The organism is Aliiglaciecola litoralis (assembly GCF_039523355.1).
Lineage (GTDB): Bacteria > Pseudomonadota > Gammaproteobacteria > Enterobacterales > Alteromonadaceae > Aliiglaciecola > Aliiglaciecola litoralis.
Genome location: NZ_BAAAFD010000012.1, coordinates 25,331 through 50,840, shown reverse-complemented (window position 1 = coordinate 50,840; position 25,510 = coordinate 25,331). Strand labels below are relative to the sequence as shown.

Genomic DNA, 25,510 nt, shown 5'->3' with positions numbered 1-25,510 from the left:
TGATTGCGTTAAATTTACGGATTCGTTAGAACGACATGAAAAGGGGAGTTCAACATGACTGTAAATCTTTGGTTTTTCTTAACAATAGGTACAATATTAGGCGTGGTTTTTGCGATCGTTGTTATTTATCTGAACCATGTAAAAGCAATGAAAAAATTAGAAATTGAAGCCTTAAAATACCAAAATAATAAATGAAATTAGCGTTCGCAAAAGTGACCACCAACTCATTTCCGTTGTTTATCGCAGGCTTTAGAGGCTTAACATGACACCAGCGATCAATGTTGCTAAGAAATATAACATCCCGCACCGTATCCATGAATTTGTGCATGATGGAACCAATGAGGCTTATGGAATTGAAGCAGCAGAAAAAATGGAAGTACCAGCAGAGCAGGTCTTTAAAACCCTAGTTGTGGTGATTGATAACAAAACGTTAGTTGTCGGTGTTATCCCTGTTACTGCTATGCTGAGCATGAAGCTAATAGCCAAAGTTGCTGGTGGAAAAAAGGCCGCCATGGCTGATAAGTTGGAAGTTGAGCGTGCCACTGGATATGTCCTAGGTGGTGTCAGTCCGCTTGGACAGAAAAAGCGTTTGAAGACGATTATTGATAGCTCTGCCAAGAAGCATGCTACGCTTTATATTAGCGCAGGACGAAGAGGGCTGGAGCTAGAGTTGAGCCCCGCTGACCTGTCAAAAGTGACCCGTGCCGTAATCGCAGATATCTGCGTTTAACAAGGGCGAGTAGTGAAGAGCGTTTGAACAATCCGCTAACTCAACTCGTCCCTTCTTGTGAGGAAATGGACCATGTTAATGCTTGAGTTAGACGAAGCGGATGGAATCGCGATTCTAGAGCCCAATGGAGAGTTGTCTGAAAGCGATTTTATCTCGGTGGCAAAGATTATTGATCAGCATATAGAACACGTTGGTCAACTGCATGGGATCATCATTCATGTGAAGTATTTTCCCGGATGGGACTCATTTTCAGCGCTGACGGCACATTTAAAATTTGTAAGGGATCACCATAAAAAAGTATCTCGAGTCGCTTTTGTAACAGACTCAACTCTTGGGAATTTGGCGGGAAATATTGCTAGTCACTTTGTGCATGCCGAAATAAAACGGTTTACCTATAACGAATTGGCAACCGCCAAAGCGTGGATAGTAGAGCGTTAAATTCGCGGCAATTTATCACGTTGTTGTCAATGCCGTAGCGCCTGAGTGTAGGAGCGAGAAGAATATTGGTTTCATTCCCTCGCCCCTGTTTTAAGTGCGCTATTACAGCAAGTTGAAAGCGGTTAAATCTGCCAGTTTGTTTTGCTTGATTAACTGCTTAGACTTTTCAATATCGGGTGCAAAGTAACGGTCTTTATCGTAAAACGGTACTTGGCTGCGCAGTAGTGCTTTGACCTCTTCGAGTTTGTCACTGGTTTTTAGCGGGTTACGGAAATCTATTCCTTGGCTTGCTGCCAACCATTCGATTGCCAAAATGCCTGCCACATTATCAAAAATATCACGTAACCGGCGGCCAGCGAAGGTGGCCATGGAAACATGATCTTCTTGATTTGCCGAGGTAGGTAACGAGTCTATCGAGGCTGGGTGGCACAGCGTTTTGTTCTCGCTGGCTAGCGCTGCGCAAGTTACCTGAGCAATCATAAAGCCGGAGTTGACACCACCGTTATTGACTAGGAATGCCGGCAAACCACTCAAATGTGAATCGATCAGCAGTGCCATCCGACGCTCCGACAAAGACCCAATCTCCGATAAGGCAATGGCCAGAATATCAGAGGTGATGGCAACGGTTTCGGCATGAAAATTACCGCCTGATAGAATATCGCCCGAATCGGCAAACACCAATGGATTGTCTGACACACCGTTCGCTTCAATGATGAGAGTTTGTGCAGCATGACGAATTTGCGTCAGGCAGGCACCCATTACCTGTGGCTGGCATCGAAGCGAGTAGGGGTCTTGCACTTTTTCACAGTTTTGATGGGACTGGGCAATGCTGGAGTCCCCTAGCAAATCTCTGAAAGCGGTAGCAATATCACACTGAGCTGGATGGCCACGTACGGCATGAATACGTTCATCAAAAGGTACGCGGGAGCCTTGTGCAGCATCCACCGAAAGTGCACCTACGGCAATGCCAGTGTAGAGCGCGTTTTCAGCGTAGAAAAGACCTTGCAGTGCAAAAGCGGTTGACGCTTGGGTACCGTTTAACAGTGCCAAACCTTCTTTGGGGGCCAACGAGATGGGCTCAAGTTTGGCAATGGCTAACGCCTCTTTTGCGCTGATCCTTTGGTCTTGATAAAAGGCCTCACCTTCACCTAACAACACTGCGCTCATGTGTGCCAAAGGCGCTAAATCGCCAGATGCTCCTACTGAGCCCTTTTCAGGTATCGCCGGATAGACTTGCGCGTTGTAAAGTGTGATCAGCGCCTCAATGACGCTGAGTCGAATACCAGAATAGCCTCTTGCTAAGGAGTTTATCTTCAACACCAACAGCAGTCTTACAGTGTCTTCGGGCATGAAGTCTCCGGTGCCTGCTGCATGTGATAACACAATACTGCGTTGCAGTGTCTCAAGCTCTTCGGTTTTGATTTTGGTGTTGGCTAACAGACCAAAACCAGTATTAATACCATACACAGTGCGGCCTTGGTTGAGCACGTTTTGCACGGTGTCTGCCGCGGCATTAATAGCTAGTTCGGCATCTTTGCTAAGAGCGATTGGCACATGTTGTCTAGTTATACAGCGCAGATCGTCGATACTTAATTTGCCAGGTTCGATAGTTAATGTTTTCATCTTATTTGTTCTCATCTAGCATGGGTAAGTCTAGGCCTTTGTCGATTGCACACTGTTTGGCGATGTCGTATCCAGCGTCAGCATGGCGCATCACTCCTGTGGCGGGGTCGTTGTGTAATACGCGAGCAATGCGCTTATCCGCATCTTCACTGCCATCACACAGGATCACGACACCAGAATGTTGGCTGAATCCCATTCCGACACCTCCACCATGGTGCAAGCTCACCCAAGTTGCGCCGCCGGCAGTGTTAAGCAGCGCATTCAATAGTGGCCAATCTGACACTGCATCCGATCCGTCTAGCATGCTCTCGGTTTCGCGATTTGGCGATGCCACCGAGCCGGAGTCTAAATGGTCACGGCCAATCACGACTGGTGCTTTAAGTTCGCCGTTTCTGACCATTTCGTTAAAAGCTAACCCCAGTTTTTGTCGTTCACCTAGCCCCACCCAGCAAATTCGTGCTGGCAGGCCTTGGAATTGAATACGCTCACGGGCCATGTCTAACCAATTGTGTAGGTGCGGGTTATCGGGAATAAGTTCTTTTACTTTTTGATCAGTTTTGTAAATGTCTTCAGGATCGCCGGATAGGGCTACCCATCTAAATGGACCTATACCTTGGCAAAATAACGGGCGAATATAAGCCGGCACAAACCCAGGGAAATCAAAGGCATTCTTAACGCCTTCTTCAAAGGCCATTTGACGAATATTGTTGCCATAATCCAAGGTCGCTGCACCACGGCTTTGCAGCTCTAACATGGCATTGACTTGCACAGCCATAGACGCTTTGGCCGCTTTTACCACTGCGGCTTCGTCTTTGCTACGCATTTCAGCTGCCTGTTGCAGAGTCCAGTTTTGCGGCAAATAGCCGTTTAGTGGATCGTGGGCACTGGTTTGGTCGGTTACTACATCCGGGGTGATATTGCGTTTTACTAAATCGGTAAACACGTCAGCGGCGTTGCCCAACAAACCTACTGAAATGGCTTTTGATTGTTCGCGAGCCTCTTCAAGCATCGCTAAGGCTTCGTCTAGATCCTTGGCTTTTTTATCTAAATAGCGGGTTTTTAATCTAAAATCGATACGACTTTCGTCCACATCCACAGCTAACATTGAAAACCCAGCCATGGTAGCCGCTAAAGGTTGCGCCCCACCCATGCCACCTAAACCGCCAGTAAGTACCCACTTACCAGTTGAGTCGCCGTCAAAGTGGGTTTTTGCAACACTGACAAAGGTTTCATACGTGCCCTGAACAATGCCCTGTGAACCAATGTAGATCCATGAGCCGGCGGTCATTTGCCCATACATCATCAATCCGGCTTTATCGAGCTCATTAAAGTGTTCCCAATTAGCCCAATGCGGAACTAAATTTGAGTTGGCGATCAGCACTCGAGGTGCATTTTCGTGGGTAGGGAAGACGCCTACCGGCTTACCGCTTTGTATTAATAAGGTTTCATCGTCTTTTAAGCGTTTAAGCACTTCAACAATTTTGTCATAACTGGGCCAGTCTCTGGCAGCTCGACCGATACCACCATACACCACTAGACTGTTCGGGTGCTCAGCCACCTCAGGATCTAGGTTGTTCATCAACATCCTTAGCGGCGCTTCTGTCTGCCAACTCAAGGCATTTAGTTGGTTACCTCGTGGCGCGCGAATGTTGCGCTGCGGATCATCTCGTTGCAGATCAATTTGTTTCATGGTTAACAAAACTCCTGTTTTGACTATTAAAATCTAAATGTCCACCTAATCGATAACGATTTCCGGGGTGGTATAAACGGGCATAGCTAACAATGCCCTTAGCCGAATAGGTTCGACGGGAGATCATTAAACAGGGCTGCAATTGAGCGATGTTCAAATAGTTAGCGATCTCGTCATCAGGTAATAAGGCTTCAATAACATGATCGGCCTGCGTTAGCGGAGCGACCTTATTTAGGTATTGGTTAGCCGTGGTTTTACTAAAATCTTGTTGTAAATAGGCTGGCGCTTGCACCGGATTAACCCAGCGCTTTTCCAATTGAATGGCAACGCCTGACTCATAATGAATGATTTGCGTATGAAACAGTTCATCGCCAGCGGCAAGGGAAAAAAGCGCGCTTTGACTGGCATCGGCTACAACCGTACTTTGATGTATGACTTTGTTGGAATATATATGCCCACGAGAAAGTACTTCTTTGTCGATGCTGGTGATTTCCAACATTGAACTCATCGGGCGGTGATCAGACACAAAAGTGCCTAAGCCTTGCGATCGGATCAGTATGCCTTCATCAACTAATTCAGTCAGAGCTCGTCTTGCAGTCATACGGCTAACTTGAAACTCTTCTGATAATTGGTTTTCCGAGGGCACTTGTGCACCAGGCACCATTTCGCCGGCTTCAATTCTGGCCAACAAAGCAGATTTAATCCGCACATATCTCAGTTGCAAAACGGTTATCCAATCTCAGTGTTTATTTGCGGCTAGGTTACTTGTATATACAAGTTGGTGCAAGTACACTTGGTAAATAATCAATAATGACAAAGATGTGTTATGAAAGTGAATGATGACCTGCTGATCCACAATGTGAACTTGGCAACCATGGCAGACAATGGCGCCGATTATGGTGTTGTGTTAGACGCCTGTGTGGCGATCTGTGATGACGTGATCACCTTCGCGGGTAAGCGAAACGAGTATTCTGGTAGTGCAGCTGAAACCGTTGATGCAGACGGGCAATGGTTACTGCCTGGTTTTGTCGATTGTCACACCCATTTAGTCTTTGGCGGAGACCGCGCCGATGAGTTTGAAAAACGCCTCAATGGTCTAACTTATCAGCAAATTGCAGAGCAAGGCGGTGGTATTAAAAGTACCGTAAAAGCAACACGTGAAGCCTCTGCGCAAAGCTTGTTGAGTTCCGCGAAAGCGCGCGCAAGACAGCTTGCCCGTGAGGGGGTTACCACTATTGAAGTTAAATCCGGCTATGGACTTAATCTTGAAACTGAAGTGAAAATGCTGGAAGTGGCTAAGCAACTAGAGTCGTATTTACCAGTGCAGATAGAAACCACTTTTCTGGGTGCCCATGCGTTGCCAGATGAATACAAAGGTGATGCCGATGGTTACATTGATTATCTCTGTGATACTTGTATTCCTTATGTTGCTAAGCATCAACTTGCCTCAACAGTAGATGTTTTTTGTGAAGGGATTGGCTTTTCACCTGCTCAATGTGAGCGCGTGTTTACTGCAGCTAAGTCGCACGACTTAAATATCAAAGGACATGTCGAGCAACTCAGTGATCTTAAAGGGGCACGCCTTGCCGCTTCCATGGCCGCCATTTCAGTTGATCACATCGAATACTTAAGTGTTGAAGATGTGCCGCGACTTAACCAACACAATACGGTAGCTGTACTGTTGCCCGGTGCGTTTTATTATCTTAATGAAACTAAAAAACCGCCCATAGATGCACTGCGTGAACATCAGGTACCAATGGCCGTAGCCACTGACCTAAACCCCGGCAGTTCGCCCATTGCATCATTGTTAACTTGTGCCAATATGGCCTGCGTTATGTTTAAGCTCACGCCAGAAGAAGCCCTTAAAGGAATAACGGTAAACGCCGCCAAGGCGTTGAAACTGACAGACAGAGGCACCATAGCACCGCAGCAAAGAGCCGATTTATGCTTATGGGATATTCAATATCCAGCGCAATTGGTTTATGCCATTAATCATTATCTGCCAAGTGCTAAATGGGTTGGAGGGAAACGTGTTGACTAAAACAGAACTTAACCGAGACTTTAAATGGCAAGGCCGTGATGATGTTGAAGATGGCCAGCAGGGCAAACGTTGGCATCACGTGCTCGCCAATAGCACGCCAGACACTGACATCGGATTACTTGGGTTTAGTTGCGATTTAGGCGTAGCGGAAAACAAAGGTCGGGTAGGGGCCAAAGAGGGGCCCGACGCAATTCGCAGTGCCTTGGCAAATTTTGCTTATCATGGTCAAGCGAGTGTTTACGACCATGGTAATCTGATTGCCAATGCGCCACTGGAAACCTCACAGCAAAGCTATGCGAGCCACCTAACCGACGCGTTACAAAAACATCGACTGGTCATTGCCCTTGGCGGTGGACACGAAATAGCGTGGGGAACCTATCAAGGACTGTATAGCTATCTTACGCAGCAACAGCCGGCGAAAAAAATAGCGATTATCAACTTCGATGCTCATTTTGATTTGCGTAAACCGGCACCTAATCCCAGTAGTGGAACGCCTTTTTATCAAGTCGCAAAACATTGTGAATCGAACGCTCGGCCTTTCCATTATGCCTGCCTTGGCGTAGCTGAACCGGCTAACACGCAGGCTCTATTTGATCGCGCCGATGGGCTAGACGTGGTTTATCTGCGTGATCAACACTGTACAGTTGAAAACGCGCAAGCCAAGCTTGCGCCTATGTTAACTGACATCGACGAGCTTTATGTGACTGTGTGTTTGGATGTGTTCAGCGCAGACATAGCACCGGGCGTAAGTGCCCCAGCCTCATTGGGAGTAGACCGACAATTTGTTATCGATATGCTGCGCTGGTTGTGGCAACAACAAGCACAGATGAACTACTGCTGGCGAGTGATGGATATTGCAGAAATGAATCCGCAGTTTGATATCGATAATCGCACTGCAAAACTGGCAGCTCGTTTGATTTATGAAACCACTCGCATGCTGTGAGTTTGAAGTTTGAGCGAGCGTTGCGGTACGGTACTTGAGGATAGAGCCATAAAACCCTAGTGTTTTACACTGGGATAGTAATAAACTCGGCGGATAAGATCATCTTCCAGCTCATACACCGTTAGCGAACTTTGTGACTGAGTGGCGCCAGAGTCATCTATCCAGGTTGCGGTTTCAGTAACGGCAACGAAATTGCCATTTAGGCTCCAATCGCGTAATGAGCCAGCCGGTAAATCAGCGTCTTCAAACCATTTTTGCATCGCCTCAACCAACTCTGACTTACCCGAGATTTCGACATTAATAGTGTTGCCTTTAACACTCAACCATTGGATCTGCGGATGCATCAATGCCGCCATTTTCTGCACATTCTTTTCGTTCCATGACTCAGAATAAGCCTCGATGATTGGATGCCCATGGGAGGAAGGTAATTTTGCGCAGGCTGAAAGCAATAAAACACTAACAGCAACTATGGTGAATGCGAATGTGTGTTTCATTTCTGTTCCTTTAGTGTTGTCCAAGCGAAAAGCGAAAAGCGAAAAATGAACATTGATACCTTGTTTCGCACATTAAAATGGATAAATCACAGCAACGATTTCTGAATTATCGATTCTGGTCTTGCATAACTTTTTGCTTGCTCTTTTATTTCCTCCTGCGAATATAGCCTGCCAAGAGAAAAACTTAAGTCATATGGAAACATATCAGGATCGCGAAAGCGCGGTTCTTTTACGCGCACTCTGGTTTGTATTGTTGGAAGTGGAATTAAACCGCTTAATTTTTGCACGTTAGTCACGTCAAATCCGCACATGAAGTCAAAGTAGTCTTTATTCCAATTAATTCTGACAAACCTTGGAAAGCCTTGAGGATCGTAATGGTCTGCTACATAGTCTGCTTTGACTTTTGCTTTTTCTATAAACTGAAATAGCTCTTCAATTGTTGGGTAGCTTTGGGTTTTTGGCCATACTTGAATGTTGTCTCTTACCTCTACTCTTAGATTTTTAGCATCATGGCAAGTTGAATCTAATAAAAAACTGTAGTGTTTGAGTTGTTTGCTTTTCCAAATGTCAGCTTGTGAAGATAATATACTACTTTCTATGCTAGTAGTTTTATCTGCTCGTAGCATCCACTCACCAATAAGTACCACCGCTACAAGAACACAGGATGCAGCTGCTACTATGATGAAATGCAGAGAATAAAAATTGATGATCGGAAATTGATTTTTCAACAGAAAAACTTTTCAACAAATTATAAAGATAATGCCAAAACTAGTATTTTTTCAATCGAACTACAACTAAAAGTGTATAACAAGGATGTTTAACATGGACAGGTACAACTAAAAAATCGTTACGACTTCTTAGTGTAAGCACTTATGATTACGATGCGCTGGCCGTTTACTTTACCTTCAATATGCTCCGGATTGCTGCTTAAACTAATGCCACGCACAGGGGTACCGCGCTTGGCGGTGAAGTTTGCACCTTTTACGTTCAAGTCTTTGACCAAAGTGACTGTATCACCAGTTTGCAAGGCTACACCGTTGCAATCTAAGGTAGGCTCATTGCTCGTATCAACCATGCCAACTTCGGCCCATTTTTGCATATCTTCATCAAGATACATCATATCGAGAAGATCTTGCGGCCAGCCTTCGCTGGACAGTTTTTTAAGCATACGCCAAGCGACAATTTGCACTGCCGGTGTGGTACTCCACATGCTGTCATTCAGGCAGCGCCAATGATTTGCGTCAATCTCCGCTTCACCATTAAGTTGGGCAGCACAAGTGCTACACACCATAATGCATTTGTCTGCATGATTTTCTGCTGGTGGCACTTCATAGACACTTAACGATTCGGATGATGTGCACAACTCACAAGCGCGGTTGCTGCGGGCGAGTAAAGACTGTTCTATCGACATAATTACGCCTGTAAATTTGAGTGAGATGGCGGCGCTATTATCCATATTATCCCTTTCTTTACTAGGGATAATCCATGGCTAGTATTGTCGTTGGTATGTATCAGGCTTGTTGACGTTGAAAGGTCGCTGTAGCGGGGGCGATACCAAAACCCGCTGGAATCGACTGTCCTTGCAATGAACGCATCACGGCTAATAACGAAAAGTGGTGAATGGCATGACTGGATACAAACACCAGTTCTCGGGCCAACGTCGAGGGGACTTGTTCAAATTGAGTTTGCGTTACACTGACTTCGCTCACAATCTGCAAAGGCGTGTCCATAGGCATGTTACACAAGGCGCTCAACTGTAATTCGATTTCCTCCCACGCTTTAAAGGCTGTTTGTGGACAGTTTTCGAGATCAGAAAAACGAGTTCGCTTGTTGTAATCAACAGATCCATGCTCAACACCTGACAACAATGCTCTATAGTGATCTAACACATGGCGCATGTGTACACCGGCGCTACCGGAAAAATGCGGCTCAACTACCGTGCTGTACTCTGGCTGTTTGATATCGGCGAGAAATTGTTTTGCTTGCTGCACAACTTGCAGCTGACTTTCGAGCATTATCTTCCTTTCTTGTTTTTATCTTGAGGTTTGGCTAGCAGCCATACCCAACAGACCACTCTTGGCGACAAAATCTTTCATGCCCAGTTCAAATCCTTGTTACTGATTAACGTAAATAAAGTCTTTAGGATTAAAACCTGCGGCTTCGGCTTTTTCTAATAACTCGTTTAATATTGCGTCAGGTAGGTTTTTTTGTCTACTTAATAGCCAAAAGTAGTCTCGATCAGGACCAGTAATTAATGCGTATTGGTACTCGTTTTTATCTAGATGAAAGATAACGTAGCTGGCATAAAAGGGACCAAAAAACGACACCTTAAGATGACCAGTGCTGGCAGCGGATACAAAGTATGCTTTACCGATTGCTTCATCCCATTCACCCGTATCAGGGTTAAACCCCCGATTCGTTACGTTAATACCGCCATCGTCACGCATTGCATATTCGGCACTGACTTGTTCAAGTCCTCGTTCAAAACGATGATCTAAACGAGCAATTTCATACCAAGTGCCTAAATATCGCTGTAATTCAAACCCCTTGACCGGCTCAATCCCATCGGGAGTGGACGTGCATCCTTGCAATAACAAACACAGGCCTATCGCTAACACTCTTTTCATTTTTGGCTATCCATTCACAGGTTAATTGTTACAGGTTATAAACGTATAAAAGTTAATTTTGTATCATCTCGCATTGGCATCAAGGCGCTTTATTAAGAGTATTAAGAGGACACCCACCGTAAAAACAAACTTTAATCTATTTTTTACATGGACACCCACTCTAATGTTTTTTATATGGACACCCACTTTTTTTGATGTTTAACGAGGACACCCACTTTTTTTTGAAATGATCATATTCCCAATCGTTTGTTACTTAGCGTTTAAGCATGCCTGTCCACCTTATTTCCACCTTATTTCGATGTCACTTAAGCATGCCTGTCCACCTAAATACCGTCCACCCAAATACCGCTTTTACATTTAGCCGAGATTAGATGAATTAGGACATCACCTTTGGTGGAGATTAACTGAACTTTTTCTCAAAATAACCCTAGCGAACAAGTGTAAAATTGGCGGTAAATGGATTTGCTGACTCGTTAGTGTAAAAAACACTCCTGAATGCGCTGTTTATATAGTTCTTACGCTCATTAAACTGATGAAATCTCTTGAATTTGAGCTTCATTTCAATACACTTATCTGTCACGGAAGAGCGTTAAAAATAATAGGGATTTATACTTACATCATCCACTTTTTAGGGAAAATCATGCAGTACTCGTGGTTTGGTCGCATTTTATTTGTGACTTTAGTCTTAACGATTTATATCAAGCCACTTCTGGCCGCTGACACCTCATCCACTATCTCCGGTTCAATTCAATCTGAATCAGGATCTAAGTTACCCAATGTCATCATTGAAATTCGTCATCTTCCATCCGCAACCGTAAAAAGAATCACCACCAACAATGCGGGCGAATTCCGCGCTAGAGGGTTGCGCGTGGGGGGACCCTATACTGTAATCATGGCATCTGATGACTATGAAACGAAAGAGTTTAATAATGTCTATTTACAGTTGGATGATAGTTTCAATCTATCCGCAACACTTACGCCAAAATCGAAAATGGAAAGGGTTGACGTCATTGGGTCTGTGCCAACGATAAGCCAACGAGGTTCAAGCAGTATTTTTGCCGGAAAGAGTATCGAACAATCAACACTGGTAAATCGTGATATCAAAGATGTTGTGCGCAGTAATCCGTTGGCTGTTGTCGATGCAACTGGCACTGAATTAAGTATCGCAGGAAGCAATCCAAAATATAACTCTTTGACTCTAGATGGCGTAGCAGTGAGTGACACCTTTGGGTTGAACGCTAACGGTTATCCTGCGCAACGCCCACCGATTTCTATCAATGCGATTAGTCAGATTTCCATCGACTATGCCCCCTTTAATTTGCGCGCTAGCAATTTTACTGGCGGTACGATTAATGTCGTCACCAAGTCAGGTACCAATGATTTTGATGGTGAGGTTTTCTATGAGTGGATCCCTGTCAACGGCACTGCCATTGATGACAAATTGAACCTTGATAATCAAGGTCAGCCGACTAAGTATGAATTTGACAACAATGAAGTGACCTATGGCGCAGCATTAAGTGGCCCATTAGTAAAAGATACCTTGTTCTTCTTTACTTCATTTGAGGAGTGGTCAGATGAAATTATTTTTAACTACGACTTAGGCAGTCTTGCTGGACACAGAGTCACAATAGAAGAAACCCAACAGGTACTTTCTATCTTAGAAGGCGTGTATGGATTAACCGATTCTATCGGCACAGAGCCGCCTGCAGATAGTGACAAAAAATGGTTAGTCAAATTTGACTGGAATATCAACGACGCACACCGGGCGGATTTTACCTACAGTCATCAGAAAAATAGTGCTTCTCTAAATTACACTAATTCAAGTCGTAGAGTAAATTTTGCATCTAATCAATATTCTCAGGATGCTGACACCACCATTTTCACTACTCATCTTTTTTCAGATTGGACTGACAATTTTTCTACCGAAATCAACCTGTCTTTTAAAGATCATGAACAAGCTGCAAACACGCGTTCTAGTTGGGGCGAAATAAACATTAATACGGCCAGTGGTAGTATTATTGCAGGCCAAGACAAAAATCGACATGGTAATGTTAAATCTAACCAAACAACCACATTGGCGTTTCATGGTTTATATCTAAAAGATGCAGTCGATTATCAATTTGGAATAGAGATAGAAGATATTAAAAATTCCGATCTCTATGCGCGCAGTGCCGCAGGGCGATGGTTTTTTGATTCGATAGCGGAGTTTGAAAGCAAAGCCCCGCGCACCGTGATTTATTCCAATGCCTACACCAATAATATGCAGGATTTAACCGCCACTATTGAGTCTACTAATTATGCTTTTTACGCAGAAGCCAGCACGGAACTGTTTGATGACTTTACTGTTAGTGGTGGCCTAAGGTATGAGGTGCTATCAGTGGATAGTGCCCCAAAGTACAACGCTAATTATTTCGCTACCTATGGTCAAACGAACACCAATAATTTTGACGGTATTGATATCTTGCAGCCTCGTTTTAGTTTTAATTGGCATTATTCTGACCAACTTACTTTGCGAGGTGGGCTCGGTCGTTTTAGTGGCGGTACACCTTTGGTTTGGTTTTCCAATGCCTATACCAATGATGGCGTGACTAAAACCAGTGCTACTGCTGATGCAGTGGCTCAGACCATTGGAGACCCAGCAAATGTCATGTTTGACTCAGTTCCGTTAACGTTACAAAACTCGTTGTCACAAGGCGATGGTTCAACCAATACCATTGCGAAAGATTTCACTATGCCGTCGGATTGGCGTTATCAATTAGCGGCCGACGTTACTTTTGATATTACGGGTGTGGGTGATGACTTTTTATGGTCCACGGAATTACTTTATGTGGAACGGCATGACGGTGCTTTTTGGGTTGATCAATCTCGTTATAAAGTCGATGAAACTGTTGAAGGACGTACTATTTGGGGGAACATTCACGGCGCAGAAAATCGTTGGGATATTCAACTAACCAATAGTAAAGACAGTGGTGAAAGTACAATACTGACCACTGGCCTTAATAAGCGCTGGGATAGTGGTGTGTTGTTAAACATGTCTTATACTTATCAAGATATTAGCGAAGTTAATCCAGGTAACACTTCGACCGCAGAGTCTAGTTATTTTGATGAAGTTATAATTAATCGAAACTCGCCATTGAAAGGGCGTGCTTTTTATGAAATCGAGCATCGCCTTGTGGTTAACCTTGGCTATGAAAAAGAGTTTATCGAGGGCTACAACACGTCATTCAACCTGTTTTTTGAACGCCGTTCTGGACGTCCATTCTCTTGGACTCTAGGACGTGAAGCACGAACAGATTTTGGCGATCAACGTTCCAACACAAAAGTTTACCTGCCATATTTACCGCAAAGTGCAGATGACCCGGCGTTTGACTTTTCAGCGTTGAGTTATCAGCAAATTATGGCTATTGCACAAGACGCAGGCGTTGCCCAATATGCAGGTGCTTATATTCCCAAATATGTAGGCACACAACCTTGGCAAACCACCATGGACTTAGCCATTACTCAAGAACTGCCCGGATTGGCAAAGGACCATAAAGGTCAGTTGTATTTTATCATCGACAATCTTGCCAATTTAATTAATGATGATTGGGGTAAGTCATATGGAATTTCGTCGAGACAACAAATATTGTTCGACGTTGATATCAATGAGAACGGGCAATATGTGCTGCAAGAAGCTCGTGGTGGGACTGATACAAATAACTTTAATCAATTTAGGGTTGAGCCCTCGGCTTGGAGTGTAAAAGTTGGGGTTAAATACCAATTTTAACCAAATTATTTTGGCGATACTTAAGGTGTGTGCGCCGCGAGCATACCTTGCTTGAAGCAACAACTTTCAGCAATGGTTAACAGGTGAAAATGGCCAATGTATTGCTTAAGCAATATCGCAACAGTAATATCGCAACGCGTAACGCAAAGGAATTGTCTTGCTGAATACTCTATCTAGATATTGTTTGTCCGTGATGACCATCTTCAATTTATCTTGGGGAGTTGTATTTGCTTCCGAATATAATGTTGAGTTGCTGGATGAAAACAATGGCTTTGCATCTTCTATTATTTTCTCAATCGTCCAAGATAAAAACGGCTACTTGTGGTTTGGTACTGGTTACGATGGCTTGATGCGCTATGACGGTAAAAACGTGCAAAGATTCCAGCATGATCCTAATGATCCTTTTTCTCTTCCTCACAATAATGCTGGCAACCTAACTCTTGATAGCGAAGGCAATCTTTGGATTGGCAGTTGGGGAGGCGGTGCTTTTAAATACGAACAATCAACTGATAAGTTTACACAATACCAGTATGATGTCAGTGATCCGCAAAGTATAAGTTCAAGAAAAATTCAGAATATTTTTGAAGATGTAGATGGTGATATATGGTTGGGATCGGGTGATTATGGTTTAAATAAATTTAACCCTGAACAGCAAAGTTTCACTCGCTACTCATACGGCGGTCCTCATGAAACCCCAGTACCGAGTGGGACCGCTGACGGTCGAATATGGGATATCGCCCAAACATCTGCTGATATGCTCTGGACTGGCACCAATCGAGGCTTGACCAGTTTCAATAAGACGACCGAAACATTTACTTCCTTTATCCCAAACCCCGATGTTGCGATTCTCGGGCACAATAAGATAAGGCATATTATCGAAGGTCGAGGTAATACGCTTTTTTTAGGCACGGATGACGGTGTGTTATCTTTTGATCAGCAAACCCAGGCATTTACTGTACTGGAAATAGAAAACCATACTAGCATCGGCCCTATATATTCATTAATAAAAACCAATTTTAATCAATATTGGGTCACCAGTAATCGTGGCGTTTTTTCTTTTTCAGAGGATAATTTAACCTTGAAAAAAGTACCGCTGGGGTTTGATGACCAGTGCAGCCAGACATTATTTCAAGATAGGCAAGGAATAATATGGTTAACCTGTGAAGGGGTTGGAGTATATAAAGTAATCAAGAAAAACACTTTCTTACTGTATACCAACCCTATTGTTAAATCCGCCTATTCTCTATTAGCTACCGAAACAGACAATGTGTTAATTGGTACCGCTGATAAGGGGATTTATAAGTGGAGTCCTTCTACCAATCAACTCATCGCACTTAATGCCAACGCTGACCAAGAAAGCCAACCTGAAGTGAGAAAAATGGCGCAAACTTCCAATGGGGATATTTGGTTTGTTAATAATCACAACGTATATAAAATGGATAGTGATGGCAAAAGGCATCAAATATTTGCCCCAAGTGCTATGCCGAAACTTGAGTTGTTCGATGATTTCAAAGAGATTATTGTCGACTCGGACGATACTATCTGGCTGGGAACGGCTCATGGCTTGTTTGCGATGAATGATTTAGCCACAGATTTTGAATACATTGCTCTTGAAGATCAAAGATCTATTGCAAGAATGAGCAACCATGTTACGAGTTTGGATTATATTGCGAATAACCAAATATGGATTGGCACATTGAGTGGGTTGAAACTATGGAATAGTCGCACGAAAGAGTTAAAGACTTATTACATTCATGATCCGCAAAACATTTCAACCCGACCAAATAATTTTATTTACATCACCTTTCAAGATAAAGAACAACGATTTTGGGTCAGCACCATGGCCGGCTTGTATCTATTTGATAAAGAGTCTGGAACATTTTCTCTCTACTCTGACTATTTCTCGGAAGAACAAAATTTAGGCATACGTTTTATAAAAGAAGACAATCTAGGGCGCTTATGGTTGTTTACACCTCTAGGGGGCAGCAGGTTAAATCCAGATAATGGCCAAATTCAGCACTTTGATAAAACCGATGGTTTGTCTGGTAGTCGTTATTTTATTGATCTGGTCACCCAAGCCTCAGATGGCACTATTTTTGTTTCCAGCCGAGACGGCATACATTACTTCGACCCTAGCGCTATTCCCGAACGTCAGCTTAACTCCGAAATTCTATTAACCAACTTCGAAGTGTTGGGTTCCCCAAAGGATCGTCATAAGACTAATATAGATACTAGCGATATAGACTTAGCTTACGATCAGAATTATTTGAAATTTGAATTTGCGACACTGGATTTCCTGCGAGCCAGACAAATTAAATACAGCTATATGCTTGAGGGATTTGATTCTGACTGGATTGAAAATGGCAGCAACAACACGGCTGTCTATACCAATTTAGATGGCGGCGATTATACGTTTAGGGTAAAAGCAAAGTTTAAGGAAGATCTCTGGTATGACGATGAGCTTGCGGTCAATGTACATATTGCGACGCCATTTTGGTTGCAATGGTGGATGTATATTGTGTATGTCTGCTTTATAGCGTTGGGTATTTACTATTATATTCATCGACAAAAACAATCGGTACTAAAACTAGAAAGGCAAGTGGCAGAAAAGACGGCGTCTATTGCGCATAAGTCAGACAAGCTAGAGGCGGCCAACAAAGTAAAATCACAGTTTTTGGCTAACATGAGTCATGAAATAAGAACACCGTTGACCACCGTAATAGGACAGGCTGAAGCCATTATTTGTCGAGACATTGAAAGTCAAGATATTTACCGAGAAGTGGAAGTGATCCACGACAATGGCTTGCACTTACTGGCTTTACTTAACGATATTCTTGATCTAACCAAAATAGAAGAAAACAAGTTTGAGCTAGAGTTGCAAACCCAAGATTTGCATGATCTATTGGAAAATATACACCGGATGTTTTCTATAGAGGCTCAAAGTAAAGGGCTGTCATTTCATACTACTAAACAACTTCCAGTGCCGTTATTTGTTGATATCGACGGCTTGCGGGTTAAACAAATTTTGATCAATCTATGCTCAAATGCCATCAAATTTACTCAGCAAGGCGAGGTTAGATTCAATGTTGCGCTTAACAACAATGAGTTGGTTTTCACCATTTCAGATACCGGGATTGGTATGCATGAGGAACAAACGCAGCAGATTTTTGAAAACTTTACTCAAGCAGATGCCAGTATAAGCAGGCGTTTTGGAGGCTCTGGTCTAGGTTTATCATTGTCTAACGAACTTGCCAGACTAATGGATGGCAAGATCACCGTAGAAAGCGAATTTGGGCGCGGTAGCGTGTTTACGTTTTCCATGCCTGTGCCAAATTTATCTGATGCTATCAACCTAACCACACAAAATACTGGCTATGATTTTTCGACACCAGAGCACCTGTTCAATGGCAGCATATTATTAGCTGAAGATCATTTTGAAAACCGTCGTCTTATTGCAAGGTTACTGAAAAAACTAGGTCTCAAGGTGCTCACTGCTGGAGATGGATTAGAAGCTATTGAATTGTATTTACAGCATAATCCCGATCTTGTCTTACTCGATATTCAGATGCCTAAAGTTGATGGTATTCAAGCCTATAAGTCATTGCGAGCGCAAGGTTGCCAACAACCTATTATCGCTCTGACGGCGAATGCTATGTCCCATGACGTTGAACATTATGACAGTTTAGGGTTTGACGGAATTCTTAAAAAGCCACTGAACCGACAAGAACTGGTCACCACAATTGCAAAATACTTTACTACCCAGACATCTGATGCCAAAGCTAAAGCTAGCAATGCCCTTGGCAATGTGGATATGTCAGATTTGGTGTTGGAATTTAAAAACAGTTTATCCACTGAGTACCAACAATTTGTCGTCAATGAGCAAAATCGAGATCTGGAAAAAATGGCAACCCAGGCCCATAGACTCATTGGTGCTTCACAATTATTTCATTTTCCAACACTTGCCGATGCAGCCACTAAATTAGAAAACTGCATTAAGAACGAAGATCTTGAGCAACTCAATGCCTTGACTCAAGCGCTACTGGATGAACTAATCAAGGCAGCAGGTTAATCTCTTTCATCTTCACGCTTAATGAAGACGTTAATCACTGCAACAGCTATTACCTTGTTGGATTGGTGGGCATTTTACCGTGCCATATGAGCAATATACACAGCAATCACCTTGCTGAGGTTTAAGCAGCGCTTTACATGAACTGCACTGATAGAAAAATTGGCAGGCATTGGTGGGCATCGTTTCTAACTGACTGTGTTGGCAAAGCGGACAGGTAATGGACGAAGTAAGTTCAACGTTTGACATGCGATTTACACCTTAGGCTTTTTTGATTATTGATACGCAGCTAACACGGCTGCGCATCAATAACCTGCTGAAGCCTATGCAAACCAATGTCTTGTGCGATTAGCAAACCACACCAAAGACAGCATGACAGGCACTTCCACTAACACCCCAACGACGGTCGCCAGGGCCGCACCTGAGTGTAAACCAAATAGCGAAATTGCTACCGCAACCGCTAACTCAAAAAAGTTAGATGTGCCAATCATGCAAGCTGGCGCGGCTACATTGTGGGGTAGTTTCATCCGCTTCGCCAACCAATAAGCAATGGCAAAAATACCGTAAGTTTGGATCAGCAACGGGATCGCAATAAGCACAATCGCTTCGGGTTTAGATAAAATGGTGTCGGCTTGAAAGCCAAATAACAGGGCAACAGTGGCAAGTAATCCAATTATTGACCATGGCTTCATAGCGCCAAGAAATGCATCTATTTTTGAGTGGTCATTTCCGTTGTCGAGCTTTTTACGGGTTATTGCACCTGCTAATAGGGGGACCAGTACGTACAATACTACCGACAATAACAAGGTATCCCAAGGTACTGTGATATCCGTAATACCAAGTAGAAGTCCAGCAATCGGGGCAAATGCAAACACCATGATCACGTCATTAATAGAGACTTGGACCAAAGTATAGTTGGCATCGCCTTTGGTTAATTGACTCCAGACAAAGACCATCGCAGTACAAGGCGCCACGCCGAGTAAGATCATGCCGGCGATATATTCTGTGGCTGTTTCTGGATCTACCCAATCGGCAAACAATATTTTAAAAAATAGCCAGCCTAAAAATGCCATGGTGAAAGGCTTAACTAACCAATTAATTACTAAAGTTAAGGCTAATCCTTTAGGCTTTTTACCCACATCTTTTATCGATGAAAAATCGATTTGTACCATCATTGGGTAAATCATCAGCCAAATGAGGACAGCTATAACAATATTGACGTGTGCAAATTCCAGCTGCGCAATCATGCTAAATGCATCCGGTAGTAATGTGCCAGCAATGATCCCGATAATAATGGCAAGCCCCACCCAAACCGAAAGATAACGTTCAAACAACCCCATAATCGTTTCCTTAATATTACTTTTGATTTACTCGAAGACTGACCTGTTCCGCACTCTCAACTCGCTCAGAATAACGGTCAACGAAATAGTCTTTATTATCACGCAACAACAATGTGAATTTCATCAACTCTTCCATCACATCAACGATACGATTGTAATAAGGGGACGGCTTCATGCGACCATCCTCATCAAATTCTAAAAATGCTTTGGCAACCGACGACTGATTTGGAATAGTCACCATTCTCATCCAGCGGCCTAAGATACGCATTTGATTGACCGCATTGAAAGACTGAGAGCCACCACAAACTTGCATAATGGCCAATGTTTTTCCTTGAGTTGGGCGCACACCACCTAAGTTTAAGGGCACCCAGTCAATTTGGCTTTTAAGAATACTGGTCATGGCACCATGACGTTCAGGTGAACACCATACTTGGCCTTCAGACCAAATCATCAGTTCTCGCAGTTCTTTTACTTTTGGATGACATTCATCTTCAGTATCAGGTTGTGGTAAACCTTGTGGATTGAATATCCGGGTTTCAGCGCCAAAGGCATTCAACAAACGTGCGCTTTCTTCAATTGCTAGACGACTGAAAGAGCGCTCTCTTAACGAACCGTATAACAACAAAATACGTGGTTTGTGTGCTGACGTTGAAAGCGTCATGTGCTGAGCACTTGGTAGCTGTAAACAATCGCCCTCGACATTAGGGAGGTTTAACTGGTGATTGTCCATCAATGGGCTCCAATTGCGGCTAACGCAACTTTGAGGTCTGCTCGGTCTAAGTCTTTTGCTGCAAGGCTCTTTAGTTGCTCTACTCGACTTACTATTTCGCTAATGCAGGCCAAAAATGCTTGCTCGATTTGCGCCTCACTACCATCTACTTTGGATGGGTCTTTTAAGCCCCAATGTACTGTTAAGCTGTCGTTGAAGTACAGGGGGCATGTCTCACCGGCGGCAGAATCACAGACTGTAACCACGACATCGGGATGAAAGTTTGCGAAGTCATCCCAAGACTGACTTTGCAAACCTTGAATTGCATATCCGCATTGCTCCAGATACTTAAGAGACAGCGGGTGAACCACACCAGCAGGTTGGCTACCCGCGCTTCTAGCCTCTATGATACCGCTAGCAATTTGGTTGGTGATGGCTTCAGATAAAATACTTCGGCATCTGTTATGTGTACATATATAAAGAATTTTCATGCTTTGAGGCCTTTTTTAGCAACAAGAGAGTGATGATCGGGACTTGATCAATTTTTGTAATGCAGGACGGAAATATTCACTGTTATTCTCGGCAGCCTTGACTATCACATCTTTGGCCCACTGAGGAAGGGCGGGATTAAGCTTGTAAAAAACCCATTTTCCACGCCGTTCATCGATGAGAATGTCACATTTGCGTAATTGCGCTAAGTGACGAGACGTTTTAGGCTGATCAAGCTCCAGTGCTTGCATCAGATCACAAACACAGGCTTCATCCGTTTTAGCAATCAATAGCAATGATTTAAGACGCGTATCATCCGCTAAACATTTAAAAAAAGTACAAGGATCCATAATCATCACATGTGAAATAAAACATATGTGAAATTTCGCATGTAATAGTGAAAAGGTCAATCAAATTTTACATAGCTACTTCATAGTGTTCTTGAGGGGCGCTTATTATCCTTCAGTTCAGTTTACTTACAAATGGAGCAAAGTTTATTCAACTTATGCTGTTTTCATCGCCTTGGATATAATCTCGGTAGCCGTCTCCTAAGTACAATTTCAGCAATCTTTCTGATGCTTTTGGCAAATCAACGCTGAGCAGCAATCCTGGCGTATCGTTGAAATTTGTGTCAATGCCCAGAGCGTGGAATTGAGCACCGAGCTTTTGATAATGCTTGGCTAGTATAGGAATATCTTTACCATCTGCTTCGACACAGGCCAGCAAGGCGGACAAATCGCCTGCTAAACCAAATTGTTTAGCATAGTCCTCAAGCTCAGGATGTAAGGCAAAATCAAATTCGGTATAAGGAAGGACGCTTTGGGTCGGTGTGACTAAGGCGTGTTTTATCAGAGCGACACTCAGGGGCGTGTATAACTTGCTTAACGACACTGTTCCGTAAAGGGTGCGATAATGAGGAAATTGGCATACAAAAGCGCCGATACCACGCCAAAGTAGATACAGGCCTTGATAACTTCGTTGATATTCGGGGATCAAAAATGAACGGCCCATTTCTAGGCACGGTTGTGTTTGATTGAGAAACTGCGCGCCAAATTTGAACATACGAGCAAGGTAAAGTTGCGACAGATCCCCGTCTTTCACCAGAATATCGGTGCGGCCCATTCGATATGCACCAATAATTTGCTGTTGTTTGGTATTCACAACGAATAATTGGGTATAACTGGCGTCAAATCCATCGGTATCTACGGCCTGTCCACTGCCTTCATCGTGTTGTCGAAATACACACTCTCGAAGTCGTGCAATTTCGAAAACCGTGGTCGGTAGTTGCTGTTGATAGCCGTAGTATACCTTGAAATCTTTATGCACTAATAAGCATTGCTTAGCGGGTAGGGCCTCTAACTCTTGTTGAATATCTTGCCAATCGGGTCGATCTGCTATGGCGCTAGGGTGTTGCTTAGGCGTTGCAGGCCAATGACGTTGCCAAGCAGGATCTTGACAATAACTCTGCACTCTACAAAGGGCCGCATGATGCTGAGAGTCAAAGACCGTATAATTATTCGATAGCACCGGCGTGCCACAGGATATGCGTACTTCAGTATCTCGCTTATTGAGTAGTTCTCTGGCCAGCATAAACAGGCGTAATCGATAATAAAGTCTGCCCATGGTATAGAACAATGGACTGTTTTTGCCGCTGATAAATACGGGAATGAACTGTGCGCTCGCAGTACTTATCAATCTACCTACGAGGCGATTCCAATCGTGCTCGCTGATCCGCTGTTTGTCCTGTTGATAGTAAGATACCCGCCCTGCGGGAAACAACAGTATCGCACCACCTTGTTTCACGTGCTGCAAACTAGCGCGGATGGATGGGGTGTTTTTCGGATCTTTTTCAGACAGCGGGTTGGTGAAGATAAAGTAGTCATTTAATTCGGGAAATAATTTAAGGCCTTGATTCGCCAACACTTTTAAATCGGATCTGATTTCCCCAATCAATAAACACAATATCACACCCTCAATACCACCATAGGGATGATTGCTGGCGATGACGATAGGTCCGTTTGCTGGGATTTTTTGTTTAAGCTCTGTGTCGCCTATAACTTCAATGTTCATCACATCGAGCAACGTGCGAGCAAATTTCTCTTTACTCAATCCTTGCATATCATGACGGCGATAGATTTGGTCCATCTTGGCGACGCCAAGGATGCGATCAAGTAATCGCAAGGCTAATTTCAAGTGAGGAGATCGTTTCTCCGTGGGCAGCAGATTAACAAGACTGATGGAAGACGACATAGACGGCGATGTTAACCTCACAAATTTAAATTAAAATCACTCTGAACAAGCACTATTATTAGAAAGCAAAACATCATTTTGATAGGAATTAAGGCATAATAGCGTCTATTCCTTGGTAAAGTGCAGGAATATTGTGCTGCACCTTCAATTGAATTTTTGCGTTTACATGAGAATCTTAGGACTAGACCGCGTTAACAGCATTTTTATTACTAACAAGACATAAAGGCTCCAAATGAAAACAATCACAATCACCGCGCCCGACGATTGGCATTTACATTTTCGCGATCATGACATGCTAAATGAAACGGTTCCGGCAACGGCTCGTTGTTTTAAGCGCGCCATCGTGATGCCAAATTTGGTGCCCCCAGTGACTACGGCGAAAATGGCAATGGATTACAAGGCCAGAATTCTAGCAGCCAGACCGCAAGACAGTGATTTTGAGCCATTGATGGTGTTGTACTTAACCAACACTACCAGTAAACAAGATATTATTGATGCAAAAGCGGCTGGCGTAATTGCCGCCAAGCTTTACCCTGCAGGAGCTACAACAAACTCTGACGCGGCAGTCGAGGGAATTGAAGGTTTGTATCCTGTTTTTGAAGAAATGTCGAAGCAAGGCATGTTGCTGTTAATCCATGGTGAGGTGACTGAAGCCCACATCGATATATTTGATCGTGAAAAAGCCTTCATAGACAGATTCTTGAGTAAAATAGTGCAAACCTTTACGGATTTAAAAATCGTCTTCGAGCACATTACCACAAAGGATGCGGCCGACTTTGTAACCGGCAGTGCAGAGCATGTCGCGGCTACTATTACTCCGCAACATTTATTACTGAATCGCAATGATCTCTTGGTCGGTGGGATACGTCCGCACAACTATTGCTTGCCAGTGTTAAAACGCAGCACACATCAACAAGCGTTACGTCAGGCTGTGGCGAGTGGTTCGAGTAAGTTCTTTTTAGGTACTGACTCTGCACCACATGAGCAAGAACGCAAAGAGTCTGCGTGCGGTTGTGCCGGTTGTTATAGTGCTTGGAGTGCACTTGAACTCTATACTCACGTGTTCGAGGAGCTTGGCGCCTTGGACAAATTAGAAGGCTTTGCTAGTTTCCATGGTGCGGATTTTTATGGTCTGCCACGCAATAATACCCAAGTCACGCTTGTAAAGCAGACATGGACAGTGCCTGAATCTATTCAGTTATCCAATGGCAAACCTATTGTTCCTTTTTATGCCGGTCAAGCCGTGCATTGGAAAATTGCAGACTAAAATGTCTGCAGCTAAGCTACTCTATCTTCGAGTTGGTCCGCTTGAGCTTTTTAATCGGCCTGGTCGAGGGTTAACAATGGCTTTATTGATCTTTATCGACACTATTCTAGACTGTGTTCATGTCTTTTCAGTATCGATGGTGTGGTTAACTATGTTGCTCACTCGCCAAAACAGCTATGATGGCGCAAATGCATCACTAAACGTTAGAGCGCATTATGTTAAAAAGTAGTCTACTGTTTCGCGCCGCTGTTTGGCTTTACCTGGTAACAGTTAGCACATATACACATGCCCAAGACGCTGAAGATTTTTGGATTTTAACGAATCCAGAACCGCCTTTTGTGATGGTCAATGATAAACGGCAGATGGACGGTTATCTGATAGATGTGATTTACGGTATAACGCATGTTGCTGGTATCAATCAGCGTATTTTAGCGGCACCTTGGCAGAGGGTAGAATTAGAGGCGCGAAGCAAATCCAATGTTTTGGCATTCGCGTTGGCTCGCACACCTGAACGAGAAGACAGATACCACTGGATCACGCCATTAACGGCGAACGTTTACTCAGTGTTTTCAGCTATTGGTGAAAAAGACCAATTCTCTGGCTTGAGTCAACTATCCGCTTTACCTAGCATCGCAGTGTTAGAAAATGACGCACGTCATAAAATTTTAATACAAGCAAAGTATCCTGCAATCCACGCATTTGCGACTTGGAGCCAAGCGATTGAAAGTGTCACCAGTGGTAAAAGTGCGGCGATATTTTTTTCTGACCCAGGTATGAGCTATTTTTGCACAACCCTTGGCAAAGATTGCAACGCATTGAAACGCGTGTTTATGTACCGAAAAATAGTCAGTTACCTAACTATGTCAAAGGTGGAATCTAACCCGGTTTTAGTGGACACCTTGACTAAGGCAGCTGAGGAATTTAAACAGTCGTCGCAATTTAATGACACAGTTGCGAAATGGCTAGACATCTATCAATCACAACCCATTGCCATGCATATGGACAATGGAGTGATGAACTTATGGCAACAATAATTG

The 25,510-nt window shown here is 43.6% G+C and carries 24 protein-coding genes; 10 read left to right on the top strand and 14 right to left on the bottom strand.

Going from position 1 to position 25,510, the window contains the following annotated elements; genetic code table 11:
* Positions 1-54: 54 nt before the first annotated feature.
* The 3 genes from ABD036_RS16865 to ABD036_RS16855 all read left to right on the top strand — a co-directional run bounded on the left by ABD036_RS16865 (position 55) and on the right by ABD036_RS16855 (position 1,168).
* Positions 55-195 carry a hypothetical protein gene (locus tag ABD036_RS16865; RefSeq protein WP_343862038.1) on the top strand — a complete coding sequence of 47 codons (141 nt, stop codon included), beginning with the start codon at positions 55-57 and terminating at the stop codon, positions 193-195.
* Positions 196-262: 67 nt separating this feature from the next.
* The gene (gene ybaK, locus ABD036_RS16860; RefSeq protein WP_343862036.1) at positions 263-730 is read left to right on the top strand and encodes a Cys-tRNA(Pro) deacylase; all 468 of its coding nucleotides are present in this window, start codon (positions 263-265) and stop codon (positions 728-730) included.
* Between the two features lie 72 nt (positions 731-802).
* Positions 803-1,168 (top strand): SpoIIAA family protein, encoded by a 366-nt coding sequence (locus tag ABD036_RS16855; RefSeq protein WP_343862034.1) that lies wholly within the window; start codon positions 803-805, stop codon positions 1,166-1,168.
* A 102-nt stretch (positions 1,169-1,270) separates the two neighbouring features.
* Here the strand turns inward: ABD036_RS16855 and hutH are convergent, their stop codons facing one another.
* Genes hutH through hutC form a run of 3 tightly spaced genes read right to left on the bottom strand, consistent with a single transcriptional unit; the run spans position 1,271 to position 5,205 of the window.
* A complete protein-coding gene (gene hutH, locus ABD036_RS16850) occupies positions 1,271-2,791 on the bottom strand; it encodes a histidine ammonia-lyase (RefSeq protein WP_343862032.1) in 1,521 nt (506 codons plus the stop codon).
* 1 nt (position 2,792) lies between these two features.
* A complete protein-coding gene (gene hutU / locus ABD036_RS16845; protein WP_343862133.1) occupies positions 2,793-4,466 on the bottom strand; it encodes a urocanate hydratase in 1,674 nt (557 codons plus the stop codon).
* A 1-nt stretch (position 4,467) separates the two neighbouring features.
* The gene (gene hutC, locus ABD036_RS16840; protein ID WP_343862030.1) at positions 4,468-5,205 is read right to left on the bottom strand and encodes a histidine utilization transcriptional repressor HutC; all 738 of its coding nucleotides are present in this window, start codon (positions 5,203-5,205) and stop codon (positions 4,468-4,470) included.
* A gap of 102 nt (positions 5,206-5,307) precedes the next feature.
* Between hutC and hutI the strand changes: the two genes are divergently transcribed.
* Together hutI and hutG are read left to right on the top strand one after the other, a co-directional pair.
* Positions 5,308-6,522, top strand: coding sequence for an imidazolonepropionase (gene hutI, locus ABD036_RS16835; protein WP_343862028.1), 1,215 nt, complete (start codon positions 5,308-5,310; stop codon positions 6,520-6,522).
* Positions 6,512-7,465, top strand: a complete 954-nt coding sequence (hutG, locus tag ABD036_RS16830; protein WP_343862026.1) for a formimidoylglutamase — start codon at positions 6,512-6,514, stop codon at positions 7,463-7,465. The genes hutI and hutG overlap by 11 nt, the downstream gene beginning before the upstream one ends.
* Before the next feature lie 56 nt (positions 7,466-7,521).
* On the opposite strand, the gene ABD036_RS16825 is transcribed toward hutG, so the two are convergent.
* The 5 genes from ABD036_RS16825 to ABD036_RS16805 all read right to left on the bottom strand — a co-directional run bounded on the left by ABD036_RS16825 (position 7,522) and on the right by ABD036_RS16805 (position 10,586).
* Positions 7,522-7,959, bottom strand: a complete 438-nt coding sequence (locus ABD036_RS16825) for a nuclear transport factor 2 family protein (protein WP_343862024.1) — start codon at positions 7,957-7,959, stop codon at positions 7,522-7,524.
* An 86-nt stretch (positions 7,960-8,045) separates the two neighbouring features.
* A complete protein-coding gene (locus ABD036_RS16820; protein ID WP_343862022.1) occupies positions 8,046-8,687 on the bottom strand; it encodes a DUF6174 domain-containing protein in 642 nt (213 codons plus the stop codon).
* Between the two features lie 119 nt (positions 8,688-8,806).
* The gene (locus ABD036_RS16815; RefSeq protein WP_343862131.1) at positions 8,807-9,370 is read right to left on the bottom strand and encodes a PhnA domain-containing protein; all 564 of its coding nucleotides are present in this window, start codon (positions 9,368-9,370) and stop codon (positions 8,807-8,809) included.
* Positions 9,371-9,470: 100 nt separating this feature from the next.
* Positions 9,471-9,974 (bottom strand): hypothetical protein, encoded by a 504-nt coding sequence (locus tag ABD036_RS16810; RefSeq protein ID WP_343862021.1) that lies wholly within the window; start codon positions 9,972-9,974, stop codon positions 9,471-9,473.
* A 99-nt stretch (positions 9,975-10,073) separates the two neighbouring features.
* Entirely contained in the window at positions 10,074-10,586 is a 513-nt protein-coding gene (locus ABD036_RS16805; protein ID WP_343862019.1) for a lipocalin family protein, read from the bottom strand.
* A 640-nt stretch (positions 10,587-11,226) separates the two neighbouring features.
* Between ABD036_RS16805 and ABD036_RS16800 the strand changes: the two genes are divergently transcribed.
* Both ABD036_RS16800 and ABD036_RS16795 read left to right on the top strand, forming a co-directional pair.
* The gene (locus ABD036_RS16800) at positions 11,227-14,352 is read left to right on the top strand and encodes a TonB-dependent receptor (RefSeq protein WP_343862017.1); all 3,126 of its coding nucleotides are present in this window, start codon (positions 11,227-11,229) and stop codon (positions 14,350-14,352) included.
* A gap of 157 nt (positions 14,353-14,509) precedes the next feature.
* The gene (locus ABD036_RS16795; RefSeq protein ID WP_343862016.1) at positions 14,510-18,421 is read left to right on the top strand and encodes a hybrid sensor histidine kinase/response regulator; all 3,912 of its coding nucleotides are present in this window, start codon (positions 14,510-14,512) and stop codon (positions 18,419-18,421) included.
* Positions 18,422-18,451: 30 nt separating this feature from the next.
* Here ABD036_RS16795 and ABD036_RS16790 read toward each other — a convergent pair whose 3' ends face one another.
* The 6 genes from ABD036_RS16790 to ABD036_RS16765 all read right to left on the bottom strand — a co-directional run bounded on the left by ABD036_RS16790 (position 18,452) and on the right by ABD036_RS16765 (position 23,206).
* Positions 18,452-18,667 carry a GDCCVxC domain-containing (seleno)protein gene (locus ABD036_RS16790; RefSeq protein ID WP_343862014.1) on the bottom strand — a complete coding sequence of 72 codons (216 nt, stop codon included), beginning with the start codon at positions 18,665-18,667 and terminating at the stop codon, positions 18,452-18,454.
* Between the two features lie 74 nt (positions 18,668-18,741).
* Entirely contained in the window at positions 18,742-19,758 is a 1,017-nt protein-coding gene (gene arsB / locus ABD036_RS16785) for an ACR3 family arsenite efflux transporter (RefSeq protein WP_343862012.1), read from the bottom strand.
* 16 nt (positions 19,759-19,774) lie between these two features.
* Entirely contained in the window at positions 19,775-20,488 is a 714-nt protein-coding gene (gene arsH / locus ABD036_RS16780) for an arsenical resistance protein ArsH (RefSeq protein ID WP_343862010.1), read from the bottom strand.
* On the bottom strand, positions 20,488-20,958 hold the full coding sequence (locus ABD036_RS16775; RefSeq protein WP_343862009.1) for an arsenate reductase ArsC: 471 nt from the start codon (positions 20,956-20,958) through the stop codon (positions 20,488-20,490). The genes arsH and ABD036_RS16775 overlap by 1 nt, the downstream gene beginning before the upstream one ends.
* Before the next feature lie 15 nt (positions 20,959-20,973).
* Entirely contained in the window at positions 20,974-21,306 is a 333-nt protein-coding gene (locus ABD036_RS16770) for a metalloregulator ArsR/SmtB family transcription factor (RefSeq protein ID WP_343862008.1), read from the bottom strand.
* Between the two features lie 148 nt (positions 21,307-21,454).
* Positions 21,455-23,206: a bifunctional lysophospholipid acyltransferase family protein/GNAT family N-acetyltransferase gene (locus ABD036_RS16765; protein ID WP_343862006.1), complete on the bottom strand. Its 1,752-nt coding sequence runs from the start codon at positions 23,204-23,206 to the stop codon at positions 21,455-21,457.
* A 232-nt stretch (positions 23,207-23,438) separates the two neighbouring features.
* Between ABD036_RS16765 and pyrC the strand changes: the two genes are divergently transcribed.
* From pyrC to ABD036_RS16750, 3 genes are read left to right on the top strand one after another with little or no spacing between them, the layout of a single operon-like run.
* Entirely contained in the window at positions 23,439-24,473 is a 1,035-nt protein-coding gene (pyrC, locus tag ABD036_RS16760) for a dihydroorotase (RefSeq protein ID WP_343862004.1), read from the top strand.
* Between the two features lies 1 nt (position 24,474).
* Complete coding sequence (locus tag ABD036_RS16755) at positions 24,475-24,702, top strand: hypothetical protein (RefSeq protein ID WP_343862003.1); 228 nt, start codon at positions 24,475-24,477, stop codon at positions 24,700-24,702.
* A complete protein-coding gene (locus ABD036_RS16750; protein ID WP_343862002.1) occupies positions 24,689-25,507 on the top strand; it encodes a substrate-binding periplasmic protein in 819 nt (272 codons plus the stop codon). Before ABD036_RS16755 ends, ABD036_RS16750 begins: the two co-directional genes overlap by 14 nt.
* Positions 25,508-25,510: the final 3 nt, after the last annotated feature.